Raw genomic sequence first — 26,747 nt, 5'->3', positions numbered from 1 at the left:
GCATCAAACAGTTCATGCCGACAAGGAGGTCAGCAGTGAGTCGCAGTACGAACACCAAGCGCGGATTCCCGGGAACCATCGACGTTGAGGGCGAACCCGAGAACGAGCGCCTGCCGCTATCCCGCACAATCATGTACGGGCTGCAGCACGTGCTCACGATGTACGGTGGAATCATCGCACCCCCGCTCATCGTGGGCAGCGCAATTGGGGCAACACCCGATCAGATTGGCATGCTCATCGCGTGTTGTCTGTTCATTGGCGGTCTCGCAACGATCCTGCAGACCCTGGGCGTTCCGTTCTTCGGGTCGAAGCTTCCGCTGGTGCAGGGTGTCTCATTCGCATCCGTCTCGACGATGACCGCGATCATCTCCGGCGGCGGCACAATCAACGAGATCTTCGGGGCCGTGCTCTTGGCCTCCGTGTTCGGGTTCCTCATCACCCCGTTCTTCGCACAGATCATCCGATTCTTCCCGCCCGTCGTCACCGGCATCGTGATCACCGCGATCGGCCTCACCCTGATGCCTGTCGCCGGCAACTGGATCATGGGCGGCAACGCATCGGCCGACGACTACGGTTCCGTGAAGGGCGTTGGCCTGGCTGGCCTGACACTGCTCATCGTGATCGTGTGCTCCAAGATCGGAAGCGGCATGCTGTCGCGTCTGGCAGTGCTTGTCGGCCTCGTCGCCGGGACACTCGTCGCGATTCCCATGGGCATCGCGGACTTCTCCGGCGTGCTGGAGGGTGACATCTTCGCGCTGCCGACCCCGTTCGCATTCGGCTGGCCCGAGTTCCACGTCGCCTCGACCCTGTCGATGTTCATCGTTGTGCTCGTGATCCTCACGGAGACCGCGGCTGACATTCTCGCGGTTGGCGAGATCACAGGCTCGAAGGTGGATTCCAAACGCATCGCCAACGGCCTGCGCGCCGACATGATCTCGAGCATGGTCTCGCCGATCTTCAACTCCTTCACACAGTCGGCGTTCGCCCAGAACGTGGGCCTCGTCGCGATTACCGGCGTGCGGAGCCGCTTTGTTGTCACCGCCGGCGGCTTCATCCTGCTCATCCTTGGCGTGCTACCGATCATGGGCCGCGTCGCCGGGGCGATCCCGATGCAGGTCCTCGGCGGTGCCGGGATCGTGCTGTTCGGATCGGTGGCTGCCTCGGGCATTCGCACCCTCTCCAAGGTGTCCTACAAAGACAACATGAACCTGATCATTGTGGCGACGAGCCTCGCGTTCGGGATGCTCCCCATCGTGAAGCCGGACATCTACAGTCAGTTCCCGTCGTGGTTCGAGGTGATCTTCCACTCGGGCATCTCTTCCGCGGCGCTCATGGCGATCCTCCTCAACATCCTGTTCAACGAGCTCAGGATCGGGAAGCGCTCCCGCAACAAGAACGCGTTTGCCGCGAGCCCGCCCCGCATGGTGCGCGAGGACGAGATCCGCGCCCTCGAGGACGGCGACACCTTCATCGGCGGCAAGCTGTTCTCAAAGGACGGCGACGAGATCCTCGTGCAGCGGGTCGATGAGACCGGAGACGTCACATCCTCGCTCCACATTCCGACAGTTGATCGCGTGCGCGCGGACACCGGCAATGTGAGCACAAAACCGTAGTAACACTTCGGAGCGGTGCAGGGCCCACGCTGGGCCCTGCACCGCTCCCTTGCAGAAAGAGAGCAGCCGTGAACGCCCCAGGCGACTTCCCCCCTCAGCGATTCCGCGAGAAGCTCCAGCGGAGTCTGCTCCCCGGCGACTCGGGTGGCACCCAGCGCGGGGACATCGACCCCGAGGAGACCGCGGAGTGGCTTGAGTCCTTCGAGGGACTCCTGAGCACCGGGGGCACCGCGCGTGCGAGCCACATCCTCGACGTGCTGGGGGCCCGCGCCGGAGCGCCAGCGGCTGCCGTACCCGCAGCCCTCACCACGGACTACGTCAACACGATCCCCGCGAGCGCCGACGCCGCGTACCCGGGCGACGAGGCCGCCGAGCGGCGCTATCGAGCGTGGATCCGCTGGAACGCTGCCGTAATGGTCCACCGAGCGCAGCGTCCCGAGATCGGCGTGGGCGGCCACATCGCCACCTACGCTGGGGCTGCCACGATCTACGAGACAGGCTTCAACCACTTTTTCCGCGGCAAGGATCACCCATCGGGTGGGGATCAGGTCTTTTTCCAAGGGCACGCCTCCCCCGGCATGTATGCCCGGTCGTTTGTCGAGGGCCGCCTGAGCGAGGCACAGCTCGACGCGTTCCGCCAGGAGCGCTCGCGCCCCGGCGGCGGCCTACCCAGCTACCCGCACCCGCGGCTCCTGCCTGAGTACTGGGAGTACCCAACAGTGTCCATGGGTATCGGCCCGATGAACGCGATCTATCAGGCCCAGTCGAACCGATACCTTGCCGCGCGCGGCCTCAAGGACACCTCCGAACAGCAGGTGTGGGCGTTCCTCGGCGACGGGGAAATGGATGAGCCCGAATCGCGCGGCCTGCTGCAGCTCGCCGCGAACGACAGCCTCGACAACCTGAACTTTGTGATCAACTGCAATCTGCAGCGCCTCGACGGGCCCGTCCGCGGCAACGGCAAGATCGTCCAGGAGCTTGAGGCGTTCTTCCGCGGTGCCGGGTGGAACGTGATCAAGGTGTTGTGGGGCCGGGAGTGGGACGAGCTTCTGGCGCGGGATCACGACCGCGCGCTCGTCGACCTCATGAACGCGACGCCCGACGGCGACTTCCAAACCTATAAGGCCGAGTCCGGCGGATTCGTGCGCGACCACTTCTTTGGCCGCGATCCGCGCACTGCGAAGCTCGTCGAGGGCCACAGCGACGACGAGATCTGGAATCTGAAGCGCGGCGGGCACGACTACCGCAAGCTCTACTCGGCGTTCAAGGCCGCGAGTGAGCACACGGGGCAGCCCACAGTCATCCTCGTGAAAACCGTGAAGGGCTACAAGCTGGGCCCCAGCTTCGAGGGCCGGATGGCCTCGCACCAGATGAAGAAGCTGGCTGCGAAAGACCTCATGGATTTCCGCGATCTGCTGCGGATCCCCATTCCCGATTCGGCGCTCTCCGAAGATGTGTACGCCCCGCCCTACTACCGCCCCGAGCCGGGCTCGCCGGAGCTCGAGTACATGCTGGAGCGCCGCCGCGCGCTCGGCGGGCCTGTCCCCCAGCGGCGTTCGAAGTACACGCAGATCCCGGTGCCGGATGCCAAGGCTTACGAACTCGCGAAGAAGGGGTCCGGGCAGCAGCAGGCGGCGACAACAATGGCGTTCGCCCGCATCCTCCGCGAGATCCTGCGCGACAAGGACATGGGCCACCGCGTTGTCCCGATCATCCCGGATGAGGCGCGCACGTTCGGGATGGACGCGTACTTCCCAACCGCGAAGATCTACAACCCGCAGGGTCACACCTACATGTCGGTGGATCGCGAGCTGCTGCTCGCGTATAAGGAGTCGACCACGGGGCAAATCCTCCACGTCGGCATTAACGAGGCTGGCGCGGTTGCCGCGTTCACCGCTGCGGGCACCGCCTACGCCACACACGGCGAACCGCTGATTCCGGTGTACGTGTTCTACTCGATGTTCGGCTTCCAGCGCACGGGAGACGCGTTCTGGGCGGCGGGCGATCAGATGGCCCGCGGCTTCGTGATCGGTGCCACCGCCGGGCGCACCACGCTTCAGGGCGAAGGGTTGCAGCACGGCGATGGCCACTCGCAGCTGCTCGCCTCCACGAACCCCGCCGTCGTGAGCTACGACCCGGCGTTTGGCTACGAGCTGGCGCACATCGTCGCCGCCGGCTTCGAGCGCATGTATGGTGGCGCCCACCCCGACCCGAACGTGATGTACTACCTCACCGTGTACAACGAGCCGATCGCGCAGCCCGCCGAACCCGCGGACGTGGACGCCGAGGGGATCCTCGCGGGCATGCACCGGGTGTCACAGGCGAGCGCCGGATCACATCCGGCCCAGATCCTCGCCTCCGGGGTGGCTGTGCCGTGGGCGCTCGCCGCGCAGCGTCTGCTCGCCGCTGACTGGGATGTGGCAGCCGATGTGTGGTCGGTGACGAGCTGGAACGAGCTACGGCGCGAGGCGATGGACGCGGACGAGGGCGTGCTCCGGGGCGAACCCACACGCGAACCATATGTGACAAAGCGCCTGCGCGAGAGTAGCGGCGGTCCCGTGATCGCCGTGAGCGACTTCATGCGGCAGGTGCAGGATCAGATCGCCCCCTTTAGCCCGCAGCGTTTCCTGTCACTCGGCACGGACGGCTTCGGTTTTTCCGATACTCGCGCGGCCGCACGGCGCTACTTCCACGTCGATACTGAGTCAATCGTGGTGCGTACACTCGAAGCCCTCGCGCTCGACGGGGTCATCGACCCCGCGCTGCCCGCTGCGGCGGCGATGAAATACAGTTTGGATGACCTGACCGCGGGGACCACCGGCAGCGCGGGCGGAGACGCCTAGCGAGAGTTGGTCCTGGCGGCCGTGCTCGCCGCGCCCTTTCTGCGCGCGGCGAGCACGGCCGCCTGCTGCGTGTCGGGCAGTCGCCGGATCGCCTCGCGCACAGTCAGCCCGGACGCGTGGGCGGCGCGTGGCAGGATCCACGCGAAGACAAGCTCGGGGCGCTTGCGTGAGGTGTCGCGCAACACCCAGCCGATCGCCTTCCGGATGAAGAACTCGCGTTCATCGAGCATGGTGTCGGCATACCGCGCGAAGCGGTCAAAGTTGCCGCCACCCTCGCGCAGCGGGACCAGATGAGCGAGCAACGCCGAGCGTCGAATCCAGAAATCATCGTCCGTGGACCAGCGATCCAACACAGCTTCGAGCTCGGCCCGGTGCGCGGCACCGTCCGAGGCACCGCCCGAGGCACGATCCACAAGCGGACCCACGAGAGTGGCCGCGATGTCGTCGACGAGCGCCCACGTGCGAGACTCCCGGAGGAATCGCTCGAGCATGACGATGTCGCTGGGCACGAGCTGCGGCGAGCGCGCCTCGAGGAGAGCGGCTGCGGCCGCTCTCCTCTCGTGTACCGGCTCGGCCCACAGGAGGGTCGCCGCGTCGACGAGTTCGGCGTGGCTGAGTGTGACACCCTTCAGCGCACCCTTCACCACCGCCCGCGTCTGCGGAACCGTCGTCCCGTAGTGGGTGATCTCGCTCTTCAGATACGCGCGCTCGCGTTCCGCGCGCTCAGGTGTGGCGCGCTCACGCAGCCCGGCATCGATCGCGGCAACGAGCGCGGGTACGACAGGCTGGGCAGCGTCCATGCGCTCAGCATAGGCGCACCGCTTCACCCACCGTTCACTCAGCAGCCACGCGAGCGCTGCTCCCCGGAAACCCGCCCTCCCTAGCGTGGGATCGGATCGGCACCGCTCTGGCGGCCGCGGCACGCGCCGCACCGACGATCCGTTCACTCTCCGGAAGGAAACCTCAGTGTCCTCTCGCGTTATCCTGCGGTCTGCAACACTCCTCACGACCGCGCTCATCGTCGGCGGCCTGGCCGCCTGCTCGACCGGGGCAGCATCCGACGCCGGTGCCGGCGACACGGGTGCCGCTGGCTCCGCCGTCGACGCGGCGACTGCCACGAGTTCCGAGGACTTTGGCGGCATGGACGGTCTCATCGCGGCCGCTCAAGCGGAGGGCGAGCTCAACGTGATCGCGCTCCCCGAGACCTGGGCGAACTATGGCGAAATCATCGCCGGGTTCGAGGAGACCTACGACATCACGGTGAACTCGGCCTCCCCCGACGCTTCCAGCGCCGAGGAGATCCAGGCAGCCCAGAATCTGACGGGTCAGGACACCGCGCCTGACGTCTTCGACCTCGGTGCCGCCGTCGCGCTCTCGAGCGTCGAGCAGTTTGCTCCCTACCAGGTCGAGGTGTGGGATTCGATCCCCGCCGAGAACAAGGACCCCAAGGGGCTGTGGGTCAACAACTACTCCGGCATCATGTCGGTGGGCTACGACTCAGACAAGCTGCCTGAGCCGAAGGAGCTGAAGGATCTGCTCGGCAGCGACTACGCCGGTGCCGTGGCACTCAACGGCGACCCCACCCAGGCCGGTGCCGCGTTCGCGGCCGTCGGCGCTATCGCGGCCCTGAACGGCGGCGGGGTGGATGACTTCGGCCCCGGCATCGATTTCATGGGCGAGCTGCGCACAGCCGGCAACTTCCTGACACTGGACCCGACGCCAGCGACAATCGCCTCCGGCGAGACCCCGGTCGTGTTCGACTGGTCCTTCAACAACGTTGCCGCCGCCGCAGACAAGCCCAGCTGGAAGACAACTGTCCTCCCGGGTGATGCCTACGTCTCCTTCTACAACGAGGCGATCAATAAGGATGCTCCGAACCCGGCCGCCGCTCGCCTGTGGCAGGAGTGGATCTTCTCCGATGAGGTCCAGGCAATGTTCTTGAAGGGCAACGCCGTTCCCGTCCGCGTGGACGCGCTGACCGAGGCTGGCTCGGCCGACGCGAAGCTGATCGACGCGGCCACCTTCGGAGTCGATTCCGCGGACTGGGTCTCGCCCGATCAGGCGCAAACCGACGCCGCGAACGCGCTCCTCACCGAGCGCTGGGCCACGACGGTCCAGTAGCGGGCTCGCGGGGGCACCGGTGGTGCCCCCGCACCGTTGTCTCTTCTCTCATGAAACGCTTACTCCCGGCGCTCGGGCTCACCCCGTTTGCCGCCTACGTCCTCCTGTTTCTCGCCGTTCCCACCCTGATCGCGATCGCGAGCGGGTTCACCGGCGCACAGGGTGTTACCCTCGACGGCCTCGCCGTGCTGACCCAGCCGAACACCCTCGCCGCATTCTCCGCGAGCATTTGGGTCAGCGCGCTCACCGCGCTGCTCGGCGCGGTCATCGGCGCAATAGTGTGCTGGGCGCTCGCGGCCCTTCCGGAGCGCGGCCCGCTCCGCCGCGTTGTCGACGCCGCCAGCTCCGTGCTCGCCCAGTTCGGCGGCGTCATGCTCGCGTTCGCGTTCATCGCAACTATCGGCATCCAGGGCATCGTCACCGTGATCCTGCGCGATCAGTTCGACCTCAATATCTTCGCCGGCGGGGTGTGGCTCTATGAGCTCCCCGGCCTGATCCTGCCGTACCTGTATTTCCAGGTACCGCTCATGGTCATCACGTTCCTCCCCGCCGTTGTTGCGCTGCGTCCGGACTGGTCGGAGGCTGTCGCCACCCTCGGCGGCTCAAGCGGCGCGTACTGGCGCCGCGTGGGCCTCCCGGTTCTCGCACCGGCGTTCCTCGGTTCGCTCCTGCTCCTGTTTGCGAACGCGTTTTCTTCCTACGCAACCGCCGCGGCTCTGATCAGTCAGGGGTCCCAGATCGTACCCCTCCAGATTCGCGCAGCCCTCATCGGTGAGACCGGGGCCAGCCAGGCCGCGACAGCGGGGGTGCTCGCTCTGGGGATGATCCTCGTGATGACCGTCGTGATGCTCACGTATGGTCGGCTCATGGCCCGCGCCGCACGGTGGCAGCGATGACCGCACGGACGCCGGGACGGCCGTCCCCCGCCCTCGCGCGCACAGTCATCGGGGTCATCGGCGGCGCGTTCCTGATCCCGCTCGTCGCGATGCTCGAGTTCACGCTGCGCCGCACGGCGGGAGGCTATGGCCCCGAGCACTGGCTTGCCCTCTTCGATCCGGAGAAGGAGCGCACGTACCGGGTCCTGTTCGAAGGACTCGGGAACTCGTTTGTGCTCGCGGCGCTCACGCTCGGGATCGTGCTGCTCGTGTTTTTCCCGACAATCGTGCTCGTGCATCTGCGGTTCCCGCGGTTGCAGCGCGGACTCGACCTCCTCACCGTGCTCCCCATCGCGATTCCCGCGATCGTGCTTGTCGTCGGCTTCGCGCCGATCTATCGTGTGATCGGCCAGTCGGTGAGCTCCGGAGTGTGGACGTTGTGCTTCGCCTACGGGGTGCTTGTGCTGCCGTTCGTCTACCGGGCGATCGCGTCCGACTTGGCGGGCATGGACGCCAGGGTGCGCGCTGAAGCGGCGCGGTCTCTGGGTGCCGGATGGGGCACGGTTCTCGTTCGGATCATCGCTCCTGGCGTGCGCCGCGGGTTGCTCGCGGCGTCGCTGCTCACCATCGCGATCGTGCTCGGTGAGTTCACCGTCTCATCGCTGCTCAACCGCATCACCCTGCAGACCGCGCTGCTTCAAGTATCAAAATCAGATCCGTTTGTCGCCGTCGCAATCTCCCTGCTCTCGCTCGTCGGCGTCTTTGTCGTGCTGCTCATTGTGAGCGCGACGGGCGGCCCACCGCGACGCCGTACACGCCGCCCCACACCTTCACTTTCCGAGGAGCCCACCCGTGTCAGCTGAGTCGCCCCGCATCACCACCGGTCAGGCCGTGCGCCTGGACGGGGTCACGAAGACCTACGGCAGCACAACCGTGCTGCACGGCGTCGATCTGGAGCTTGCCCCTGGCGAGCTGATTTGCCTACTCGGACCGTCGGGGTGCGGCAAGACGACCGCGCTGCGCTGCATCGCGGGGCTCGAGCCGGTCACCGGTGGGCGGGTGTTGATTGGCGGGGAGGAAGTCACGAACGTGCCCGTCAATCGGCGCGATATCGGCATGGTGTTCCAGCAGTACTCACTGTTTCCCCACCTGTCCGTCACGAAGAATGTGGAGTTCGGTCTCGACATGCGCCGAGTCCCCCCAGCCGAGCGCCGCACCCGGGTGGGTGAGATGCTCGAGATCGTCGGCCTCAGCCACCTCGCCCAGCGCTTCCCGCACGAGCTCTCCGGGGGTCAGCAGCAGCGCGTCGCGCTCGCCCGCGCACTGGTCACCCGGCCACGCGCGCTGCTGCTGGATGAGCCGCTCTCGGCCCTCGACGCGAAGGTGCGTGTGCGGCTGCGCGAGCAGATCCGAGCGATCCAGACCGAACTCGGCATGACCACCGTGTTCGTCACACACGATCAGGAGGAGGCGCTCGCGATCTCAGACCGAGTCGCGGTAATGGAGGGAGGTCGGATCGCGCAGCTCGGCACCCCGGAGGAGCTGTATCGCCGACCGGTATCCGCGTTTGTTGCCGATTTCGTGGGGCTCTCGAACCGCATCGACGGCGAGCTTGCCAGTTCCGGGGTGCGACTGCGCGGCACCGAGCTGCCCGTGCTCGCCGCGCCCGCGGGTTCAACGAGCGTCACTGGAGCACGGGTCACCGCGTATGTGCGCCCGGAACACGTGCGCCTCACGGGCTGGTCTGAGTCCGAGTCGGCAGACCCGACACCATCAGCAGTCGTGGTCTCCAGCGGCTTCCTGGGTCCGATCCGGCGCACCGTGGTCCAGTTCGAGGACGGGCACACCCTCGCTGCCCAGCACGGGGCCGATGCCGAGTTCCAGGCAGGAGACCGAGTCTCGGTCAGCTTCGCTCCCGAACCGGTCACGGTCGCGCCCCGACTGTAGCCGGAGATATGACCGGGGCACCGGCGCACCTACCTGCGGGCGGTAAAAAAGTCGCGCAACAACGCAACGCTCTCGGTCTCGCAGACCCCCGCCACCACCTCGGGCACGGGGGACGGGAGGCGGCCGTCGCGCAGCAGGTCGTACACGCTGCCGACGGCCCCTGCTTTCTCATCCCACGCCCCAAACACCACGCGCGGGATCCGGGCGGCGAGAATGACTCCCGCGCACATGACACACGGCTCAAGCGTGACCACGAGGGTGCAGTCGGTGAGGATGCGATCTCCCCGCGCCGCAGCTGCTTGTCGGATCGCGAGCACTTCAGCGTGGCCCGTGGGGTCCGCGACGGCCTCGCGTGCGTTGTGACCCGCCCCCAGGATCTCGCCGTTCGGGCCGAGCAGGATCGCCCCGACAGGGATCTCCCCGGCCGCGGCGGCGCGCTCGGCTTCTGCGAGCGCGCGGCGCATCGCGGCAATATCGGCGGCGGATGGCGGAATACGGGTGGTCACGGGAATAGAATATGCGTATGCGTGTCTTCGTAGCGGATCATCCCCTGATCACCCACAAGCTGACGGTGCTCCGCGACGCGAAAACGCCGCAGCCCACTTTCCGACTCCTCATCGAAGAACTGATGACCCTGCTCGCATACGAGGCGACGCGCGAGGTGCGCGTCGAGTCGCACGAGATCCAGACACCGGTCGCGGCCACGACGGGCGTGCGCCTGAGCGAGCCCTTGCCGCTCATCGTGCCGATCCTGCGCGCGGGTCTCGGCATGCTCGAGGGCATGGTGAAGCTCGTCCCCACCGCCGAGGTCGGGTTCCTCGGCATGGTGCGCGACGAAGAGACCCTGCAGCCCACAACCTACGCAGAGCGGCTCCCTGAGTCACTCGCGGGTCGCCAGTGCTTCGTGCTGGATCCGATGCTCGCGACGGGCGGCTCGCTCGCCGGCGCGATCGAGTTCCTGTTCGATCGTGGCGCAGACGACGTCACCGCGATCTGCGTGCTCGGCACCCCGGAGGGCGTAGAGGTGATCCGCGAGGCCGCGGGCGACCGCAAGGTCACGCTCGTGCTGGGCGCGCTCGACGAGGGCCTCGACGAGCGCGCATACATCGTTCCGGGCCTCGGCGACGCCGGCGACCGCCTCTACGGCACCGCCTAGTTTCATCACCCGGGGTTGACACGTGGCGCAATGTATTGCTTAACTGTCCCTTATGTATGACACCATTCGTCCCCGGTCCGCCTTCGAGGTGAACTTTGGGAACTCCGGCATGATGATGGCCGGTCAGGGTGTCGTGCGCTGTCGAATGTGCATGTGAACCGCAATTTCGCGCTTTCACCGCAGCGAACCCGCTTTTCGGTTTCGCCGCTTCTCGTGAGCTTCTGAGCCTCCGGCTCGCTCACATCAGCACAATTCCCGCCACTCCGGTGGCGATGTTCTGGCACATCCAGAACCACAGCACTCAAGGACATCATCATGAGCACCATCCAGACCCAGCGCCCCGCCACCACGATCGCAGCCCCCTCGGCAGCACTGACCGCCGCCGCGCAGACTGCCGTCGCCCCGGAGCGCAACGTGCCCGCCGGTTCCGAGATCCGCGGCTTCGCGCTCTACGTCGGTCTCGCTGAGGACAAGATCGCCGCCGGCGATCCCCGGCTCGGCGCGATCGTCACCCAGATCAAACAGCTTGTCGCCCAGCTCGCTCCCGAGGCCGACACGTACGCTGCGGTGGCCCTCGCCCCCGAGGGCACCGGCGGCCGCGACGTTGACGTCGTCCGACTCGCGCTCGGCGATCCCGCGGCACACGCACGCCAGAAGCAGCACGAGACCGCAGAGCAGGATCGCGCCGCGAGCGGCGTGGTGCTCGACCTCACTCGGAAGCGCGTGCTGCTCGATAACATCTCCGCGGCCCTCACGTTCCGCGAGTTCGAGCTGCTGCAGTACCTGGTGCTCCGCGAGGGGCGCACGGTGAGCCGCGAGGAGATCATCGCCGCGCTGTGGAATGACGCCTCTGACGAGGAGGCCCCCAGCGAGCGCACCATCGATGTGCACATCCGCCGCCTGCGGGTCAAGCTCGCCCAGTACCAGGACATCGTTCGCACGGTGCGCGGCACGGGGTACCGCTTCGACCGCCACGCGGACGTCTCGATTCTGCACACGGCGGGCCCGAGCCCCGACGTCTACTAGGCCGAATCGCACACGCACCACCCGGCACCGCGCGGGAATTTCCCCTGGGCAGCGGGGAAACGCTGCGGTACGCTCATACAACAGACGTGCACGGACAGAGGAGATTTCCATGACCACGCTGCCCCCCGAGGGACAGGACAGCCAGCCGGCTGGCGACGAATCCATCCCCGCGGTTCCTGCCGCCGATCCCGTAGCGCAGCAGCCTGAGCAGCCGCCGGCCGCCCCCGAGGCCCCCGGTGCGCCGGAGGCACCTGTGCCGCCGGCTCCTCCGGTCCCGCCGCAGCACACGGCCCCTCAGCCGCCGCCGCAGTACGCCGCGCCACAACAGCCCACGGCTCCCCCGCAGGCACCGCAGTACTCGGCCCCGCAGCAGCCGTCAGTGCAGCCGCCGCAGTACGCAGCGCCGCCCGCGGCTGGGGCCTACCAGACCCCACCTCCCGGCGGCACACAGCAGCCGCCGCTCGGCTACCAGCAGCCCGTCACTGATCCGGTGACAAACATCACGCTGAACTACTGGCTGTCGGTGTTCTTCAGCTGGATCCCGGCGCTCATCTTCTTCATCGTGGAGAAAGACAAGGGCAACCAGCAGGCCTACGTCTACCACCGCGACAACCTGAACTTCTCGCTGCTCCGCGTTGGCGTGGGTATCGCAACCTGGGTTCTGGGTGCGATCCCTGTCCTGGGCTGGCTGTTTGGCACGCTCCTCGGCATCGGTTCCGTGGTGCTCTTCGTGTTCCACATCATCGCGGCAGCAAAGGCCCCCGAGGGCTTCCGTCGCGGTGAGCAGCCGGGCTTCATCTTCAATATCCCGCTGGTCAAGTAGCCGGATCCGACGGCCGGGTGCTGCGCTTCGGCGCGGTACCCGGCCGTCGTCGTGTTTAGTCACTCGCGGTGCGGCGTGCACGGCGCTGCGCACGCCAGGTGTTCCAACGCTCCCAGAAACGCGCCAGCACTCGGCGGAGCCAGCCGAGCAGTCGCCGCGCCCAGTGGAACTCGGTGCCGAGGATTGTCAGGCCGATGAACACGATAAGCCAACCCGGCCCCGGGAGTGGCACCAGGATGAGCCCGATCACGACCACCGCGATCCCGAGCGCCGTCACGATCACGCGGTAGACAGTGTTCAGCCACGGGCGGCGGCGGATCCGGCCACGCCACCGCTGCATGAACGCGCCGAAGCCCCGAGTCAGCCGCTGGGCACGCTCGGCATCATCGGCGTATGGGTCGGTCATGAGCATAATTCTAGGATTCACAACTGTGCGCTCACCGGACGATCCCACCCACCGCGCCCATCTTCTACACTGGGCACTATGACTCTCCGGTGGCGCGAAGTGGCTCGGGCCAGTGGCCTGATGGGCCCAGACGGGTCAACTCGGCCCACGATTTTTGCGGAGATGACCGCGCTCGCTCAGGCCACCGGTGCCGCAAACCTCGGGCAAGGGTTTCCCGATGCGGACGGCCCCGAGTGGATTCGCGAGGCCGCCGTTGCTGCAGTTCGCGAGGGGGCGAACCAGTACCCACCCGGCCGCGGGATCCCCGAGCTCCGGCGCGCGATTGCCGCCCATCAGCAGCGCCACTACGGACTCGACCTTGATCCTGAGCGCGAGGTGCTCGTGACTGCCGGGGCCACCGAGGCGCTCGCGGCTACGGTGCTCGCGCTCGCGAGCACCGGGGACGAGGTGGTGACGCTTGAACCGTTCTACGACGCGCACGCCGCCGTGATCGCGCTCGCCGGCGCAACCCACGTCACCGTGCCGCTGCAGCCGGACGATACCGGGTTCCGGCTCGACCGGGCAGCGCTTGCGGCCGCGGTCACCAGGCGCACCCGGCTCATCATCCTGAACAGTCCCCACAACCCCACCGGAACCGTCCTCACTGCGGCGGAGCTTGAGGCCGTAGCGGCTGCCGCAATGCGGGTGGGCGCGATTGTCGTCACCGACGAAGTATATGAGCACCTCACCTTCGACGGTCACGTGCATCGGCCGATCGCAACACTCCGTGGAATGGCGGAGCGCACGCTCACAATCTCATCCGCGGGAAAGACGTTTTCGCTCACCGGGTGGAAGATCGGCTGGGTCACGGGGCCCGCGGAACTCATCGAGGCGGTCCTCGCGGTGAAGCAGTTCCTCACCTACTCCGGCGGTGCACCCTTCCAGCCCGCGATCGCACAGGCGCTCGAGCGGGGGGATGCGGATATCGCCGAGCTGCGTGACACGCTCACGGCACGGCGCGACATGCTCGTGGCCGGCCTCCGAGAGGCTGGCTTCGCGCTCGTCGTCCCCGACGGCACCTACTTCGTGTGCGCTGACGCGACCCCGTTCCTGACCCCGGAGATTCCCGACGGTGCTGCATTCGCCCGGGATCTGCCGCACCGCGCTGGTGTCGCCTGCGTCCCTCTGTCCGCGTTCTGTCGACCCGGCTCAGTCACCGCCGAGGCGCTCGCTCCCTGGGTGCGCTTCACGTTCGTGAAAAACGAGGAGACGCTCCGCACCGCGGTCGAGCGGCTACGCGAGTTCCGCTTCCTCGGTGCGACGCCGACGTCGCACGAGTAGCAGGAAGCCGAGCAGGGCCAGTGCGGCCGCGATGCAGATGAGAGCGAGCAGTCCGGTACCGGTGAGCGCGAGCACGGGTGGCGCGGGGGCATCCCGCTCACCTGTCAGGTTGACCCCGACGTCGAAGCTCAGCACCGTCGAGTCTGCCCCGGCCGCGTTTGAAGTCTCGACTGCGGCCGCCATCGCAAATCCCACAGTGACCGGGACCGTGGCGCCCTGCGCAATTGCGACCTCGGCGACACTCACCCGATCACCTCGGTTGAGGGCCGCAAAGGTGTCCTCCCCCGTCACACCCGCGATGTCCCAGAACAGCGTGACGTCGTGCGCAAGGTCAGGGTTCAGCGCCCCAGCCGGCACGATCTCGGAGAGATCGAAGGTCACCGCCGCGACCCCGTCTCCGGGTCCCGCGTTTGCGATATTGAGTGTGCGTACCACCCGGTCCCCCGGCGCGGCGCGGCGATCGCCGATAAATGTCGTCTCGGCCCGCGCATACTCCGCACCGGCCCAGTCAAGGTGTACGGCGGGGCCGTCCCACTCTGCAGCCACCACAGCTGCGGACAGCGTCTCCGCCCCGGGCTGAGCCGCACCAGAGTCGAGTCGAGCGGGCATCGTCTCCGACCCGGTAGCGGTGACACTCTGCGCGCGGCCGCCCAGCGTTGGGAGCGCATCTGCGAGTGCGAGTGCGATGCCCCCGCACAGCAGGAGCGCGACCGTGAGGAGCCCGGCAATGAGCCGAGCACGGGGCGAGAGTCCACTCCCCGCGTCCAGGGTCAGCACCGTTGCAGCAGCGCGATTATGTTGCGCTTCGGTCGACAGTCGCATGATCAGGCCTCGTTTCGCACAGGAAGGTCAGGGGTGTTGGTACGCTCGGGCGCGGATTCGTGTGCCCCGAGCGCGAAGGCAAGTTCCCGTTCACGCAGTGCGAGCTCCCGCTCGCGCAACTCCAACTCGCGCTCGCGCAACTCGTGCTCGCGCGGCGGAACATCCTCGCCGTCACCCGCCGGGACGTTGGTGTGTGTGGATCCGACCGGGCGCGGCACTGCAACCACGGTGGTGCGCGGCTTCCGCAGACTTCCCAGGACAAACCAGCCGACCACAACCACAGCGGCGACCCCGGCGAGCAGTGCCGGGTGTTGCCCGGCCCACTGCCGCACCCAGCCGAGTCCGGGCACACCGTACATGAATGTGCCCCGCACCTGAGCTGGAGATACCGGCTCGTCTACGGCCGAGTTTGCGTCCCCCTGGGTGATCAGACGGCAGGAGGTCCCGTCATCGAACGTGCCAATTGTCTTGCCCACCACGCGGTGCGTGATCAGGCTCGGGTCGTTTGCCTCGGGGAAATACGTCACGATCGAGCCCACAGTCACATCTGCGCACACCTCAGCCTCATCGACGCCGCGCACCACCGCGACATCCCCAGGGGAAAGTGTCGGCTCCATCGATCCCGTCAACACCGTAAGCGCATCTCCGCCCAGCAGCCGCGGCACCACGACGAGCGCCAGGAGTGCGACAATTGCGACGACGGCGAACGCCGATCCGAGCGCACGGGCAGCGATGCGCCACGGCGACGCGGACCAGTGGCCGCGCGGCGCGCAGGCGGAGGCGAAGGCACGCACCGTACGCTCCTTTCAGGGTCGAAAACTGGGTGGGAGAGGGGCCGAAGGCCCCGAGAAGAATGGGGGTGCGGGGCGGCCGCCGGACGGGAGTCCGGGACCGCCCCGCAAGGGCCAGGGAGGGGCTTAGGCGCCGAACTGCGCGCCGGTATCGCGGACCTGCGAGAGCGAGACGGTCATGCCCGCCAGCGCGTCCTGCATCGAAACGTCGGTGCGCTCCTCGACGGTCACGTCCGTGTCCTGGTAACGGAAGTCGCCGTCCTTGTCCTCGTAGAACGAGGCGTAGATCACGACGTTGAGGTCAACCGAAGTTGCCGGCATACCGAATACTGCGGACTGCGCGGCGGCGCCGTCGACCGCAGTTGCTGTCGAGCCGAGGATGCCGTGGGTTGCGTCCTCTGCGCCGGACTCCTGGCCCGCGGCGGGGGCCGAGAGGTACAGCAGCGGTGCGTCTGCGGTCTTCGGCAGCACGGTCTCGCTCACCAGGAGCTCGTCGCCGTAGTACACCTCGTAGCTGTAGTTCATTCCGGTGATGCTGGTTTCCATACGGTCCAGGCCATCGATGCCGACGCGGGCAACCAGGTTGTCGCCGTCAAGGGTTGCGGTGGTCTCGAAGGAGGCCGCGAGCTTGTCCCCCGGGGCGATCCGCCAGGTGTTGACATCGTCTACCAGGTGACCGAGCTGAGAACCGTCCGAGGCCCCTACCACCTCGGTCGCGTCCTTTCGGTCGTTCGAGACATCCCAGAAGGAGGTGTCTGCGAGCTGCACAATGTTGAGATCGCCCGCGGTGATGTTGCCGCCGGAGAACGTGTCCGACGCGCTCCACAGCGCGAAGGTGGTGCCACCTGCCAGCAGGGCGGCCGCACCAGCTGCCACCCAGACAAGACCGCGGCGTCGCTGCTTCTGTTCGGTCACAACGAGGATCTGTTCAGGGTTCGTGTTCGACATAGTGTGTTTCTCCTTTGGGGATGGGGATTGGGGGGGGGGTTACTGTGCTCGGTCAATCGCGTGGGATGACCGAGGGGTTCAGGTTGGTCACGATGGGATCAAGCGTGATCACTACGTCAGGCTCACCCGACGGGTCTGGGTAGATATCGGCACCCCAACTGGCGCTGGCGCGTGCCCGGGTAGTGTCTTCGGCTGTGGCTTCCACGAGCGCCCGTGCGAGGTACTCGCCAAGCTTCTCCAGCGCGGGCGGGAACCCGATCTGTGCGTGCCACCGGTCGGCAGCGCCATTCGCACTCCCGTCTTCCCCGGTGCCGACGACCTGGACATCGTTCACATAGGTGCCGTCGTCGACGCTGTTCCAGTTCAGAGCGGCGCACCACTCCTGGACTGTCTCCGTGCCGTCGCGGGCGGTGCCGGGTGCCTGCAGTTCGACGTCGGTCGTGTCGTAGACAATCACGTTCTGTGGGGTTTCGCCCTCCGGCGTCTCCGGGGTGGCCGGGACGGCCGAACAGTCACTGCCGGATCCGGCGCGGTACACCTTCAGCGTGCTTGATGCGAGCACGGTGCCGGGCCGGGCATGGCCTGAGCTGAGGTCGTGGGACGCTTCAGCTCCCACCTGCTCGGACACCGCCACGTCGTAGTTCACCCCGGCGATGCCGAGCGCCGTGCCGCTGGCGCTGAAGCGCCAAATCACGGGTTCCGCCCCGACAGCGTCCTGCTCGAGTACCTCAATCACCGTTGCCCCCGGAAGCGTGACAGCTACCGGCGCGCCGCCGTCTGAGAACTCACGGACGTCGCTCGGCCCCTCGGCGGCAGCGCCGAAGCGCACGGCACCGAGCGCGACGCTCGGCACATCGACGCCCACTCCGGTACTCCACAGCGCACTCGCGGCGAGCCCGCCGACCATCAGCGTCACGACTGTCCCCGCGATGAGCAGGGTTCGGGTCCGGTGCCTCACGAGCCATCACCCGCCTCGGCAAACCCATCGCCGGATCGAGCTTGTTCCAGCGAGACCGTGACCCCGTCGAGCGCCCAGGCGTCAAGATCACGCAGAGGCTCGACCTCGGTCCAGCGGTAGTCTCCGAGAACCGAAACGGTGACGACGACTGTCCACTGAGCCGTCTCTCCGGCGCTGCTGCCGACCAGACCGGGAACAGAGACCGGCGTTCCGAGCTCGGTCTCCTCGGAGACAGGCTCCTGCGCGGAGTTCTCCACCCGGTAGCTAGCAGCGAGCCGGCCATCCTCAAGATCCTGTGCGACGCCGGCACCGAGTTCAACCCGCATGCCCGCGTTCAGATTGTCGCCTCGCAGGGTGGTGGTGAGCGGGACACGGACCTCGATCACGTCACCGGGCATCGAATGAAATCCGCTGGTCCCCGCGACGAGCATGCCTCCGGCCGGAGTGACAACGCCCTCCGTGATCTGCTGCCAGGTGCCTACCCCGTACTCGAGGTCGAAGTCGCCTGCCGCGATCGTGCCGCCGGACACTGTCGCATCCGCACCCCAGAGAGCGTAGGCCATGCTGCCCGCCGAGAGCACTCCGACTCCGGCGATCACGAGGCTCGCCGTCAGCTTTGTGCGATAGCTCAGTCCGCTGACGCGGCGGCGTGCCGCGCGCAGTGCGGTGCCGGCGCTCATCGTCCGGCGCCAACGGTGGTATCCACGGGCTTCATGGAGCCGCACGCGGAAAGCTGGGAGCTGCCACCGATGGGCAGGCTCGGGACCGTCCCGATGACCCCGGTCTCACCCAATTGGGCGTCGGTGTCGGTCACGGTGACGTCAGTGAGTACCGTTGCCCAGTCGTCTGCTGAGATATTCGATACCTCATACACGAAGCACACGGCTTGGCCGTCCGTCAGGCGGGTACCGGCGAGGGCCTCCGTACCGGTGGCCATGATCTGCGCCGGCGAGGAGGAGTCCCCCACGTCGGTGAACGCGCGCTTCGTGATCTTGATCGAGGGATCGCTGGAGAAGAGCTTGACGAGCAACGGGTTGACCACGAGGCCGTCATAGTTCGGGTCCTCTGAGCTGAGCTCGTGCGCGACCCAGACCGGGGTGTTGGCAGGAACTTCCCCGTCACCGGCGGTCACGCGCAATTGCTCCGATTTTGTAGCGCCCGCGGGGATCACGGCGCTGAGGCTTGACAGCTCGACACGGTAGTCCGTGGCCGCCTGATCCGGCGTCGCACCGAAGTTCAGGTCAGCCGCCGGCGTCGGAGCACCGGCTGCGACCGCAAAGCCGTACTGTTTCCCATCGGGTTCGCCAGTCACCAGCGTGAAAGAGCTTGGCTTTGCCTGAACTGGGTTGGTGAACGTGATGTTCGGGTCCGCACTTGTTGCAGGGGCGCGGTTGGTGAGGCCCCCGAGGCTGGCCACTTGTTCAGCCTGGAGCGCCGCAGTCACCTGCGCCGAATCATCCACACGAGCGATGACTTCGAACTCTCGATTTGCGGTTCCTGCCACCGGCGTCACCGAGACCGAGCGTGGGTTCAGGCGACCCGCGTCGATCGTTTCGGTGACGGCCGCGGCCGTAATGTCGACAGCGTCGGCGGTCACTGAGTCCGGGTTCAGCGGGAGCGACGAGGAGAGCGTGTAGTGCAGATCCCGTGCGAGCGTCGGATCATTCTGGCCGGTGGCCTGCTCAAGCGTCAACTCGGGACGGCAGCTACCGCTGAACCCCACCATGCGGGAATATTGCGAGGACTGTCGCGATTCGCTGCCAATTGTCTGCAGTCGAATGTACCCGTTGCCGAGCCCGGTGTCGGCGTCGACGATCGTGGCGGTGTCGGTTTCCCCGACGACCGTGGACGGGAACTCCTGGGGGCCGACCGGGAGATCGAGCAACAGTTTTGCGGAGCTCCCGGTGAGCTCAGAGACCCGTCCCAGATAGACCTCAGCGGTCCGATCCGGTGTCCAGTACAGGTCCAGGTCCACCGTGTTTTCGGGGAACGGACCATCTGTGGGTGCGGTGACGTCAAGTGTCGCGACACACTCAGGGACGTCCTCGGGGAGCGGGGACTCAACCTGGACCGAGCCCGCCGGCGTCTCGGCGGTGAGCACCGCGGCGTCCTTGGACGGGTACCAGGTTGTGACGCGTCCGTTCGCGTTCGTGCCGTTGTCCAGGAGCGAACTCGTGCCATCCCGAGTCTCCTCGGCGATGCCGGGTCGTCCCTGGCTTGCGCTCCGCGCACCGAAGGTGTTCTGCTCAACGTTTACCGTGCCGGTGTTCTGCAGGTAGACCGAGGTGCCGGTGTAGCCAGTGAAGTAGTTGTTGGCGATACGCAGCTTGCCCGCGCTTCCGCTTGTGGTGTTGCCATTCCAGGCCACCGCGAAGTTTTGCCCGCTCGTGGCGCGCACGAAGGTGTTCCCCGTGATCTCGTTGTCCCCGCCCATCTGGCCGATCGGCAGCGCGATGAACGCGTTTTGCCAGCCGGTGCCAAGCCCCTGCGCGTTGATGAACCGGTTGCCCGTGAACTTCACGTTGGATGCGCGCACGCTCGACGACGCGGCGGTCCCGTTCGTAAATGGGAAGGCGACCTGATTGGTGAGGTTCGAGACGAAGGAGTCGGCAAAGGTGAACCCGTCGACAACCACGTTTTGGTTGCGCGGGAGGAACTGCAGCAGACTCGTACGACAACCGGATCCGTCGCTCCCCGTGCAGGACCCACCTCGGGTGTAAGTGACCTGCACGTTTTCGATCACAATGTTCTCGACCGGCGTCGAGTTCTGCGCGTTCACGTAGAACAGGCCGGTTGCCGTGCCGGAGTCGTAGAAGCCCTGCAGCTGGTAGTTGCGGATCGTGATGTTCTTCGCGCCCTCGCGGAACACGACAAAGCGCTCAGGTCCGTAGTGAGCCTGCGTCACCGACGATCCACCGTCGATGACAACCCGATTGGAGCTTGGGCCCATCACGAAGGAGCTCTCGCCCGACAGCGCCTGCTTCATGTTCAGGAAGGTGATATCCGTGCCGTTCACGTGGAAGAGAGCGCCTCCGGCGTCGCGAGTGGCTTCAACGGTCACCCGCTCTTCCATGTCGATCGTGACCGGGGCGGTGACCTCAAAGTGCGCGGTGCCGTCCTGGTTCGAAACAGCGGATCCCCGCATGACCTGGAACGACGTCGCGACAGGGTCGATGTTGCCGGAGAAGCCCGCAGCTGGGGCGATACGGATACTCCCGGCGGGGAGGTTCAGCTTGTTCGATTCTTCGAGTGCCGCGCGCATCGTACAGGTGCCTGCCGCGGTGAGGCAGACGCCGTCGCCCGGGTTGGTGTCGCGCGCCGCAGCGGTAACGTCGCGAGAGTTGATGTGGAACTCATACGATGCCGCCTGCGCGCTCTGCGCGAAGAGGAACGGGCTCACGACGAGCGCGAGCACCGCCGTCATCGCAACAATGGCGCGCCGCCGTGGCCGCGGCTGCGAATCTGAAACTGCGCGTCCCACCAGGCTGTGACGCCCCCAACGCTTCGCTCGATGGCGCATGATCTCGACGATTCCCCTCAGTGCTGCATTGTGTTTCGCTACAACACGATCCTGAGACGCAAAAGCATCAGTGGGGGGTGCCCCGGGGACATTGCAGCACTCGACTGAGTAGTAAATGCGGGTCTTCGGGGGAAGATACGTGGCTTCTGGTGCGCGTCTACGCAGCGCGCGCGGCATCAACTGAGTACAAGCGCCGCCGCTGACGAGTACCCGGCGCGGGCCCGTGGAGAAACAGAAATGCCCCCTACCGAAGTAGGGGGCATTCGCAATCTGCGGAGGATAGGGGATTTGAACCCCTGAGGGCGTTAACCCAACACGCGTTCCAGGCGTGCGCCATAGGCCGCTAGGCGAATCCTCCTCGCTGGCACAAGCCAGCGCGCATTAGTCTAGCGGGTTCTCGGGCCAGGACCGAACCGAGCGACCTCACGGGGGAGGTTCTGGCGTGTCCCTGGCCATCTCGCTTCCCTTTTCGCCCCACTATCGGGCCAAATTCGGGGTTCGAACGCCAGTGATTCAGGCACAATTTTCACCCCGCAGATCCGCGGAATCACGCCATTTTCGTGTCGAAAATGTGAATTTCCCAGCTTCATAACTTGTAAGTAACAGAACGGTAACGCATACTAGTTGAGGCGCTCGGGCTCCTGCCCGGCGCTTTGTATTGGACTACCCCCGGAGTTAAACGCGTGAGAGTTTCTGCCAAGGCATTCATTGTGGGCCTGGTCTCGTCTGTGACCTTCACACTGGGTGCGGCACCGGCCGTGGCGGTCACGCCGGTCGAAGATTTCTCCGTCGCAGCGGTCCTCCCGACCACCACGGTGGCGCAGACCCTCGACACCACGACGGACGAGCTTGCCGGGGCGACAATCGACTCGGTCCTTGAGATCGAAGAGGTCGCAAAGGTCCCCCACAACTTTGATGTTGCGGCCACGATCGCGCTTGCAGAGAGTGAGATCGGCACGAGCCGCCCGACAGGCTGGAGCCAACCGGGCGAGTGCATCATGTCGGCGCAGCGCTGGATCCGCGCTGGCGGCGGTGCCTGGAACGGCAGCGGCGATCCCGTTGCAAACTACACCGGCGCCACTCGGATGACACTCGAGACGGCTGGCCCGGGCGACATCATCCAGTACGAATACGCTTCCTCCCCAACCTCCTGGGTCACGGGCGTTCACACGGTGCTGATCACCGAGGTGAACACGGACGGCACCTTCACGATCGTCCAGTCGAACAGCCCCGGCGGCTCCGGCTTGGTCACGCAGGAGAAGAACTGGACCCCGGAGCCCCCCTCGGGCTTCCAGGCAGCCGTCTGGCGCTTCTAACCCCGAGCTTTCCTTCTCCCGCTACGCGGCGCGCAGCGCCCGCTCGTAGGCCTGGAGCATCACCCGCGACTGCGCGGACTGCAAGAACCCGGCGGCAGCCTGATCCGGCACCCGCAGCGCCCCCGGCTCGGCCGCTGTGATGTCCTGCACCGCAACACGCAGTGTCTCAGCGAGCGCCGCGACGCTGCCGTCGCGCACACGCCACTCCGGGGTGACCGCGACATCGTCCGCGATCTCCGCGTCGCAGTAGATCGTGGGAGTGCCCAGCGCCGCCGCCTCAAACGGGGTCAATCCCTGTGTCTCAAAGCCCATCGAGGTTTGCACGAGCGCGTCCGCATGACGCATCGCCCCGAGCGCCTCCGCATAGGGCACGGGTCCGGGGATTGTCACCCGATCTCCGATCCCGAGTTGCGCGATCCGATCCCGCACCCGCGGCAGGAGCAGTCCGGCACCGTGTAGCGCCACATCCGCATCGATGCCCGAGTGCCCGATTGCCTCGATGAACTCGAGGATGCGCTTTTCCTGGCTCATGCGTCCGAGCCACACGAGCTGCGGTCGTGACCGTGGCACGCGAGGTACCGCCCGCGCGAGCGCAATCGCTGCATCGTCGACGCCGCCCGGGGTGACCAGGACTTCCGCGGCAACGCCGTGCGACATCAGCTCGGCGGCAAAGTGTTGGGAAGGTGCCGTCACCACGGCTGCCTCGCCCGCGATCTCGGCCAGGTAGCGCCACGCGCCGCGCGAGCGCGGATCCACCGAGCCACGTGGGCGGCCCAGTGCGAGTTGCCGCCACGCGCGCAGTCCCGCGAAGGCCACGGGTGCGAACGGCGTGACCGCACGAGTTCCGGCGTCGACGTGATTGTGCATCGTGTGCACGATCGGCACGCGTAGGCCGCGTGCGGCCCGAATCCCGATCAGCGCACCCCAGAAGTCGCCCTGGATATGGACGAGGTCGACGGGTGGGAGGCTCTTGAGGGCCGCCGCGAGCGCCCGGTCGGTGCGTGCTCCCGGCCAACTCACCCCGTACTCACGGTCGGCGGTGATGGGCCGGGACGGGAGGTTCAGGTAGCCGCCGTGATCCGCGGTGGCAACAGCGTAGCCAGGCCGGTGCAAGGCGGGGGCAACGACAGTGACGCGGTGGCCCAGCCGTTCGAGTTCCTGTCGTTGGAGGCGAATCGCAACCTGCACGCCACCCAGCGAGTCGGGATGCTGGTCGGTGACTACGAGGACGTGCACGATCAGCTCGCGGGGGTCTCGCCGCGGTAGAGCGCTTCGAAGGTGTCGAGTGTCCGGTCAATGTCGTGCACCTGGACGGCCTCCAGGGAGGCCCGCTGCATTGCCTGGAACTCGGGGGCCGACAGGCGCAGAACGTGTTCGATGCGCTCCGCGAGTTCCCGGTCGTAGCCGGGCTGGAAGAGGTAGCCGTTTTCGCCCTCATGAACGAGGTGCGGGAGCGCCATCGCGTCGGCTGCAAGGATGGGCAGGCCCGAGGCCATCGCCTCCATCGTGGCGATGGACTGGAGTTCCGCAATCGATGCGATCACGAAGATGCTCGCCTGAGTGAGCTCTGCTCGAAGTTCGGCGTCAGTGACGCGGCCGGTGAACCGGACACGTTCCCGGATCCCGAGCTCGGTGGCGAGTTTCTCAAGCTGCTTGCGCTGGTCCCCGTCGCCCACGACAGTGAAGCTCACGTTGAGCGCTGGATCGACACGCGGGATGGCCCGCAGAATCACGTCGATTTCCTTCTCGAGCGTCACGCGTCCCACAAATACGAGACGGTTCTCGCGGCGCGGCGTCAGGTCCGCGGTGTAGTCCGAGGCACGCAGGCCACAGGATACGGGCAGCACTCCGCGGCGGTGCGTGTTCCGCTCGAGGAAGTCGGCCGCGCGGCGGGTCGGCGTGGTGACCTCAGCGGCGCGCTTCAGTACTCGATCCGCGTCCCGCCAGCCCCAGCGCACAAAAACACGCTTGAGGCGCTCCGGGAGCAGCGTGAAATCGAGCACGTTCTCGGGCATCACATGGTTGGTTGCGACGATCCGGATCCCGCGCTTCGCGCCTTCCTTGGCGAGGGCACGGCCGACGACGATGTGTGACTGAATGTGGATCACGTCAGGCTGAACCGTATCGAGAAGCTTGCGCGCGTAGCCGCGCGCGCGCCACGGCAGCACGAAGCGCAGCCAGTCGTGGGGGTACCAGCGCCAGCTTGCCCATCGGTGGAGCGTCATCTGCTCGCCCTCGATGGTCTCCACGAAGCTGCCATCGCGCCCTCGCCTAGTTGCGGGCGCGACGACGTGTACGTCTTCGCCGCGGCGCACAAGCCCGGCAGCAAGACGCTCGGCGAATCGGGCCGCGCCGTTCACATCGGGCAGGAAGGTGTCACAACCGATCAGGATGCGAAGCGGGGCCGGGCGATCGGGAGTGCTCACGGTGTGCGGGAGTCCTTCGTCTGATGGGAATGTACGCCGGTGGGCGAACAGCATTCAGTCTAGGCAATCACTCACGGGTTTCCGGGGTGATCGGCCAAAACTCGGGTTCTTCGGTACCGAAAGGTGAGGGGAACGGTACCTGAGTACTCCGGTTATCCGGAACGTTCGGGCCGGGACCGGGGAATATAGCGCGGCACCCAGCGCGCAAAGCCGGCGGCACCGAGCACTGCGAGCGCGCCCGCAGCCACGCTTGCGACGGGCAGGGAGGCCGCCGCGATCGCGGAAACCGCGAGCGGTGCAGCTGCTCCCCCGAAATCGACGAGTGTGCGCCAGGCGGAGAGAAACGCGGCAGGATCCGTCTGCGGCGCGAGGTCGGCGCCAAGCGTCAGAACGATCCCGCTCGAGAGCCCGTTCCCGATTCCGATCACCACGGCGCAGCCGATCAGCCATGCCGAGGCGTTCGGGAGGTCGTGCGTGAACGCGAGCACGAAGAAGGCGACCGCCATTCCCACGGTGGCCGGGAGCGCCGCGGCGAGCCGGCCGAAGCGATCCATCACCTGACCGCTCGTGTAGAACAGCGCAAAGTCGACGGTACCGGCGATGCCAACGACAAGCGCGACGCCCGCGGGGTCCATGCCGATCGACACGGCCCAGAGCGGCAAGAATACGTCCTTGATTGAGCGGAGCCCGGAGAGCACGGCGGCGGATCCGCCCACGCGTGCGAGCGGGGCACGGCTGTGGCGCACCGCCGCGCGAACGCCCGCAGTGCGCGGCTCGGGTTCTTCCTTGGGGACCTGGACGGGGAGCACCCGTTCGGGATCGGGTGCGAAGGCAACGAGCGCGGCGGTCAGCACCAGGCAACCCGCGAACGCCCATACGGGCACGGTGGCAATTCCCGTGAGCGCAAACAGCCCGGCCGCGAGGAATGGCCCGCCGAATCGACCGAGCCTGTGGGAGCCCCCAATGAGCGAGAGCGCGCGGGCCCGAAAGGCCACCGGAACCCGCGTGGTCATGAACGAGTGCCGGGCGAGGCCAAAGGTCGCCCCGGCGAAGCCGATGACAAACACCGCGATACCCAAGAGACTCACTGTGGGGGCCATCGCCACCCCCACAGCCCCGAGCAGCGCGACCGCGGTGGCGACAAGCATCGCAATGCGCTCGCCCGAGCGAGCCACGAGCCAGCCCGCTGGGAGGTTACCAACCAGCTGCCCCACCACCAGAGCTGAGGCAATCAGACCGGATAGGCCGAGTCCAGCCCCCATGCCCACGGCGATCACCGGGATGAACGGTACCAGCGCGCTCTGCCCCAGGGTGAAGAGGACCGTGGGGCCGTAAATGCTGGGCGCCATGCGGAGCAGGAGGTCTCGTGTGGGCTTCGACATATCACTTCCACAGTAGTCCGGGAATGGGCCCGACGATGGTGAGGCTCGTGCGTGGCGGCACCCAGCACCGAAGGCCCCGGGAGCCCTCCGGTGATTCGGCCGACTCTCTCTGGCTCGCGCAGCTGCACTTCGGCTCGGTCCGGCTCGATTCGGCTCGGTCCAGCTCGAGCCAGCTCGATCCAGTCGCGTCCGTCTCGAACCAGCTCGAACCAGTCGCGTCCGTCTCGCACCTGACCCGAGTCTATGGACGCGTGGGACTGGCCCGGCCGGAGATCTCCGGCGATGCATCCCTACACTCCACGCGAGTCGCTCACGCGCGCGTGGCGCGAGGTGTGGCGCGTGGCGTGTGGCGTGTGGCCATGCGCTCAGAACGGGTGCGGTGGTTCGCGGTCCCTCCCCGGTTTGGCCTGGGCCTGGGGTTGGGCCTGGGCTTGTGGTTTGGGTTGGTGTTCTG

At 66.8% G+C, this 26,747-nt stretch carries 23 protein-coding genes and 1 tRNA gene; 11 read left to right on the top strand and 13 right to left on the bottom strand.

The genetic code is table 11. The annotated features are described in order from the left end of the window. Nucleotides 1-14 precede the first annotated feature (14 nt). Together FM113_RS02745 and aceE are read left to right on the top strand one after the other, a co-directional pair. Nucleotides 15-1,613, top strand: coding sequence for a nucleobase:cation symporter-2 family protein (locus tag FM113_RS02745; protein WP_087011257.1), 1,599 nt, complete (start codon nucleotides 15-17; stop codon nucleotides 1,611-1,613). A gap of 125 nt (nucleotides 1,614-1,738) precedes the next feature. After that, nucleotides 1,739-4,456 (top strand): pyruvate dehydrogenase (acetyl-transferring), homodimeric type, encoded by a 2,718-nt coding sequence (gene aceE / locus FM113_RS02740; RefSeq protein WP_087011293.1) that lies wholly within the window; start codon nucleotides 1,739-1,741, stop codon nucleotides 4,454-4,456. Here aceE and FM113_RS02735 read toward each other — a convergent pair. Continuing rightward, nucleotides 4,453-5,256: a DNA alkylation repair protein gene (locus FM113_RS02735; protein ID WP_087011255.1), complete on the bottom strand. Its 804-nt coding sequence runs from the start codon at nucleotides 5,254-5,256 to the stop codon at nucleotides 4,453-4,455. The two genes, aceE and FM113_RS02735, sit on opposite strands and share 4 nt — an antisense overlap. 166 nt (nucleotides 5,257-5,422) lie before the next feature. Here FM113_RS02735 and FM113_RS02730 point away from each other — a divergent pair, with 166 nt between their 5' ends. Genes FM113_RS02730 through FM113_RS02715 form a run of 4 tightly spaced genes read left to right on the top strand, consistent with a single transcriptional unit; the run spans nucleotide 5,423 to nucleotide 9,399 of the window. Further along, nucleotides 5,423-6,577 carry an ABC transporter substrate-binding protein gene (locus tag FM113_RS02730; RefSeq protein ID WP_176387055.1) on the top strand — a complete coding sequence of 385 codons (1,155 nt, stop codon included), beginning with the start codon at nucleotides 5,423-5,425 and terminating at the stop codon, nucleotides 6,575-6,577. 50 nt (nucleotides 6,578-6,627) lie between these two features. Then, nucleotides 6,628-7,473 (top strand): ABC transporter permease subunit, encoded by an 846-nt coding sequence (locus tag FM113_RS02725; RefSeq protein ID WP_087011253.1) that lies wholly within the window; start codon nucleotides 6,628-6,630, stop codon nucleotides 7,471-7,473. After that, complete coding sequence (locus FM113_RS02720) at nucleotides 7,470-8,315, top strand: ABC transporter permease (RefSeq protein ID WP_087011251.1); 846 nt, start codon at nucleotides 7,470-7,472, stop codon at nucleotides 8,313-8,315. Before FM113_RS02725 ends, FM113_RS02720 begins: the two co-directional genes overlap by 4 nt. Then, on the top strand, nucleotides 8,305-9,399 hold the full coding sequence (locus FM113_RS02715; protein WP_087011248.1) for an ABC transporter ATP-binding protein: 1,095 nt from the start codon (nucleotides 8,305-8,307) through the stop codon (nucleotides 9,397-9,399). Before FM113_RS02720 ends, FM113_RS02715 begins: the two co-directional genes overlap by 11 nt. A gap of 29 nt (nucleotides 9,400-9,428) precedes the next feature. Here the strand turns inward: FM113_RS02715 and FM113_RS02710 are convergent, their stop codons facing one another. Then, complete coding sequence (locus tag FM113_RS02710) at nucleotides 9,429-9,863, bottom strand: nucleoside deaminase (protein ID WP_087011288.1); 435 nt, start codon at nucleotides 9,861-9,863, stop codon at nucleotides 9,429-9,431. A gap of 59 nt (nucleotides 9,864-9,922) precedes the next feature. Here FM113_RS02710 and upp point away from each other — a divergent pair, with 59 nt between their 5' ends. From upp to FM113_RS02695, 3 genes are all read left to right on the top strand, one after another. Continuing rightward, the gene (gene upp, locus FM113_RS02705) at nucleotides 9,923-10,555 is read left to right on the top strand and encodes a uracil phosphoribosyltransferase (protein WP_087011246.1); all 633 of its coding nucleotides are present in this window, start codon (nucleotides 9,923-9,925) and stop codon (nucleotides 10,553-10,555) included. Nucleotides 10,556-10,870: 315 nt separating this feature from the next. After that, a complete protein-coding gene (locus tag FM113_RS02700) occupies nucleotides 10,871-11,581 on the top strand; it encodes a winged helix-turn-helix domain-containing protein (RefSeq protein ID WP_087011244.1) in 711 nt (236 codons plus the stop codon). Between the two features lie 109 nt (nucleotides 11,582-11,690). Further along, the gene (locus tag FM113_RS02695; RefSeq protein WP_087011242.1) at nucleotides 11,691-12,404 is read left to right on the top strand and encodes a DUF4870 domain-containing protein; all 714 of its coding nucleotides are present in this window, start codon (nucleotides 11,691-11,693) and stop codon (nucleotides 12,402-12,404) included. Between the two features lie 55 nt (nucleotides 12,405-12,459). On the opposite strand, the gene FM113_RS02690 is transcribed toward FM113_RS02695, so the two are convergent. Beyond that, the gene (locus FM113_RS02690; protein ID WP_254908838.1) at nucleotides 12,460-12,810 is read right to left on the bottom strand and encodes a TIGR02611 family protein; all 351 of its coding nucleotides are present in this window, start codon (nucleotides 12,808-12,810) and stop codon (nucleotides 12,460-12,462) included. 78 nt (nucleotides 12,811-12,888) lie between these two features. Here FM113_RS02690 and FM113_RS02685 point away from each other — a divergent pair, with 78 nt between their 5' ends. Next, on the top strand, nucleotides 12,889-14,130 hold the full coding sequence (locus tag FM113_RS02685) for a pyridoxal phosphate-dependent aminotransferase (protein WP_087011240.1): 1,242 nt from the start codon (nucleotides 12,889-12,891) through the stop codon (nucleotides 14,128-14,130). Here FM113_RS02685 and FM113_RS02680 read toward each other — a convergent pair. From FM113_RS02680 to FM113_RS02650, 7 genes are all read right to left on the bottom strand, one after another. Further along, a complete protein-coding gene (locus FM113_RS02680) occupies nucleotides 14,083-14,952 on the bottom strand; it encodes a hypothetical protein (protein ID WP_087011237.1) in 870 nt (289 codons plus the stop codon). The two genes, FM113_RS02685 and FM113_RS02680, sit on opposite strands and share 48 nt — an antisense overlap. Nucleotides 14,953-14,954: 2 nt before the next feature. Further along, nucleotides 14,955-15,746, bottom strand: coding sequence for a signal peptidase I (locus FM113_RS02675; protein WP_087011235.1), 792 nt, complete (start codon nucleotides 15,744-15,746; stop codon nucleotides 14,955-14,957). 123 nt (nucleotides 15,747-15,869) lie between these two features. Next, nucleotides 15,870-16,691, bottom strand: a complete 822-nt coding sequence (locus FM113_RS02670) for an alternate-type signal peptide domain-containing protein (protein WP_087011232.1) — start codon at nucleotides 16,689-16,691, stop codon at nucleotides 15,870-15,872. A gap of 52 nt (nucleotides 16,692-16,743) precedes the next feature. Further along, entirely contained in the window at nucleotides 16,744-17,649 is a 906-nt protein-coding gene (locus FM113_RS02665; protein WP_087011230.1) for a hypothetical protein, read from the bottom strand. Beyond that, nucleotides 17,646-18,329, bottom strand: a complete 684-nt coding sequence (locus tag FM113_RS02660) for a hypothetical protein (RefSeq protein ID WP_087011228.1) — start codon at nucleotides 18,327-18,329, stop codon at nucleotides 17,646-17,648. The genes FM113_RS02665 and FM113_RS02660 overlap by 4 nt, the downstream gene beginning before the upstream one ends. After that, nucleotides 18,326-21,169: a hypothetical protein gene (locus FM113_RS02655; protein WP_140393270.1), complete on the bottom strand. Its 2,844-nt coding sequence runs from the start codon at nucleotides 21,167-21,169 to the stop codon at nucleotides 18,326-18,328. The genes FM113_RS02660 and FM113_RS02655 overlap by 4 nt, the downstream gene beginning before the upstream one ends. Nucleotides 21,170-21,442: 273 nt before the next feature. Beyond that, nucleotides 21,443-21,527 (bottom strand) — tRNA-Ser (locus FM113_RS02650). Between the two features lie 325 nt (nucleotides 21,528-21,852). On the opposite strand from FM113_RS02650, the gene FM113_RS02645 reads away from it, so the two are divergent. Further along, the gene (locus FM113_RS02645) at nucleotides 21,853-22,485 is read left to right on the top strand and encodes a CHAP domain-containing protein (RefSeq protein WP_176387054.1); all 633 of its coding nucleotides are present in this window, start codon (nucleotides 21,853-21,855) and stop codon (nucleotides 22,483-22,485) included. Between the two features lie 21 nt (nucleotides 22,486-22,506). Here the strand turns inward: FM113_RS02645 and FM113_RS02640 are convergent, their stop codons facing one another. The 3 genes from FM113_RS02640 to FM113_RS02630 all read right to left on the bottom strand — a co-directional run bounded on the left by FM113_RS02640 (nucleotide 22,507) and on the right by FM113_RS02630 (nucleotide 26,293). Further along, nucleotides 22,507-23,721 (bottom strand): glycosyltransferase, encoded by a 1,215-nt coding sequence (locus FM113_RS02640; RefSeq protein ID WP_087011224.1) that lies wholly within the window; start codon nucleotides 23,719-23,721, stop codon nucleotides 22,507-22,509. A gap of 2 nt (nucleotides 23,722-23,723) precedes the next feature. Beyond that, nucleotides 23,724-24,911, bottom strand: a complete 1,188-nt coding sequence (locus tag FM113_RS02635; protein ID WP_254908837.1) for a glycosyltransferase — start codon at nucleotides 24,909-24,911, stop codon at nucleotides 23,724-23,726. A 152-nt stretch (nucleotides 24,912-25,063) separates the two neighbouring features. Beyond that, nucleotides 25,064-26,293, bottom strand: coding sequence for an MFS transporter (locus tag FM113_RS02630; RefSeq protein ID WP_087011220.1), 1,230 nt, complete (start codon nucleotides 26,291-26,293; stop codon nucleotides 25,064-25,066). Nucleotides 26,294-26,747: the final 454 nt, after the last annotated feature.

The organism is Leucobacter sp. 7(1) (assembly GCF_900163635.1).
Classification (GTDB): domain Bacteria; phylum Actinomycetota; class Actinomycetes; order Actinomycetales; family Microbacteriaceae; genus Leucobacter.
The sequence above is the reverse complement of the archived record's forward strand: the minus strand, read 5'-3'. Positions and strand labels throughout refer to the sequence as shown.